Genomic DNA, 1,847 nt, shown 5'->3' with positions numbered 1-1,847 from the left:
GCAGCCGCCGACGCCGGCGCGGATTTCGTCAAGACCTCCACCGGGTTTCACCCGGCCGGCGGGGCGTCGGTGCGCGCGGTGAGGCTGATGGCCGACGCCGTCGGCGGCAGCCTCGGCGTCAAGGCCAGCGGGGGCATCCGCAGCGCCGACGATGCGCTGGCGATGCTGGACGCCGGGGCGACCCGGCTGGGACTGTCGGGCACCCGGGCAGTGCTCGACGGGCTGGGCTAGCGTTTACAGCCTCGCGAAGCACTGGCTCGACGACGACGCTGGGATGGTGGCGTTCCGCGTCGAAAATTTCACCACCACACCGGACTCGGTGACCTGCGAGCTGTCGATGTGGATCCCCAGCGGCAGGTCGCCGGTCACCTTGCCGGTGAGGTCATCGAGGTTGCGCTGCACGGTCTCGCTGTCCAGGTCCTTGCCCAGCGCCTCGAGCTCCACCACCTCCAGGTGCAAGCCGTTGTCGACGATCTGCGGCTTGACGGTGGCGCGGTTGAGCAGGCCCTTGAGCTCGACGGTGCCGGTGTCCGGGTCGGTGCTGACCTTGCCCGTGACGATGCTGCCGATCACCGGGACCACATCCTGAATCGACTGCTTGATGCCGTCCGCCGGCCAGGTGATGGTGCCGTCCAGCGACCCGATGGTGCCTTTGGAATCAGCGCTCTTCTGCACGTGGACGTCGCGGATGTCCAGGTCCAGCTGCATGCCCTTGGCTTTGCGGATCTGGTTGCCGGCGGTCTGCACCGAGATGTGCGGATAGTCGCCCCGCAAGTACTGGGCCAGCACCGGCGGATCGGAGGCGAACGACACCGTGGCGCTGTCCTCCGCTTCGCACTGGACCGCGTCTGCGACCAGGCTCTTGGCCCGGTGCGTTGCATAGACCTGTCCGCCGAACAATGCGACCACCGCCACGACCAGCAGCACTGTCAGTGCCAGCAGCACTGCCGGCAGGCCGGTGAACCGATGCTTGCGATTAGCTGCCCCGGATGTGCTCATCACTGCAGGTTACAGGTGGGCAAAGCAGGGGTCGTCGCTCCGCGGGATGGCGGCGTCCCGGCTGGAGAACCGCGCCACCACGCCGGTGTCGGTGACCTGGATGCTGTCGGCCCGCACGCCGAGCGGGTAACGCTTCGTCAGTTCCCGGGCGAACCGGTCCAGCTCCGGCTGGATCGATTCGCGCGGCAGGGTCAGCGCGCCCAGGCCGGTGAGTTTCTGCACTTGCAGCGACAGGCCACCGTTGACCACCTCGGGCTTGACCACGACGGTGGCCAGGCCGAACGCGCCCTTGAGCTCGACGGTGCCGTCCTGGGCATTGGTCTTCAGGTCCGAGACCAGGTTGCCCAGCAGCGGGACCATCGACTGGACGGTCTCCTTGATACCGGCCGACGGCCAGGTCAGGGTGGCGTCCAGCGCGCCGATGGTGCCCTTGGAGTCGCCGGTGCCGTGCAGGTCGACGTCGAAGATATTCAGGTCGGCCGTCATCTGCTTGGCGTCCTTGACCTGGTTGCCCGCGGTGTGGATGGAGATGTTGGTGTAGTTGCCGGTGAAGTGCTGCCACAGGAACGGCGGTGTCACCCCGAACGACACCGTGGCCTTGTCGTGCACCACGCACTCGGTGGCCTTGGCCACCTTGTTGTCGGCGATCCGGCGGGCGATCAGTTCCGCGCCGATCAAACCGGCCAGTGCCAGTGCGATCACCGTGACGAAGATCAGGACCAGGGCCAGCGGATCGCGCAGCAACCTGGCCGGCCGGTGATCGCCGGCCGGGGTCTTGATGACGGTGGTGGGCGGCTCACCGGCCGGTGGCGGTGAAACCGGCGGTGCGGCCGGTGGCGGGCCCGGTG

General features: G+C 68.1%; 2 protein-coding genes and 1 pseudogene. 1 reads left to right on the top strand and 2 read right to left on the bottom strand.

All coding sequences use genetic code 11. The annotated features are described in order from the left end of the window. Positions 1-231, top strand: a pseudogene (locus DQP56_RS24085) (2-deoxyribose-5-phosphate aldolase); the annotation flags it as partial. Positions 232-234: 3 nt separating this feature from the next. Here the strand turns inward: DQP56_RS24085 and DQP56_RS24080 are convergent. Together DQP56_RS24080 and DQP56_RS24075 are read right to left on the bottom strand one after the other, a co-directional pair. After that, positions 235-999: an LmeA family phospholipid-binding protein gene (locus tag DQP56_RS24080; RefSeq protein ID WP_112689584.1), complete on the bottom strand. Its 765-nt coding sequence runs from the start codon at positions 997-999 to the stop codon at positions 235-237. Between the two features lie 9 nt (positions 1,000-1,008). Next, positions 1,009-1,847: LmeA family phospholipid-binding protein (locus DQP56_RS24075; protein ID WP_133259034.1), on the bottom strand; the 839-nt coding region annotated here is incomplete at its 5' end.

The sequence above is a fragment of the Mycolicibacter senuensis genome (assembly GCF_003284925.1).
GTDB lineage: Bacteria > Actinomycetota > Actinomycetes > Mycobacteriales > Mycobacteriaceae > Mycobacterium > Mycobacterium algericum_A.
The sequence above is the reverse complement of the archived record's forward strand: the minus strand, read 5'-3'. Positions and strand labels throughout refer to the sequence as shown.

Coding starts and splice junctions, on each gene's coding strand:
- DQP56_RS24080 (WP_112689584.1), bottom strand. CDS start 999: ATGAGCACATCCGGGGCAGCTAATCGCAAGCATCGGTTCACCGGCCTG.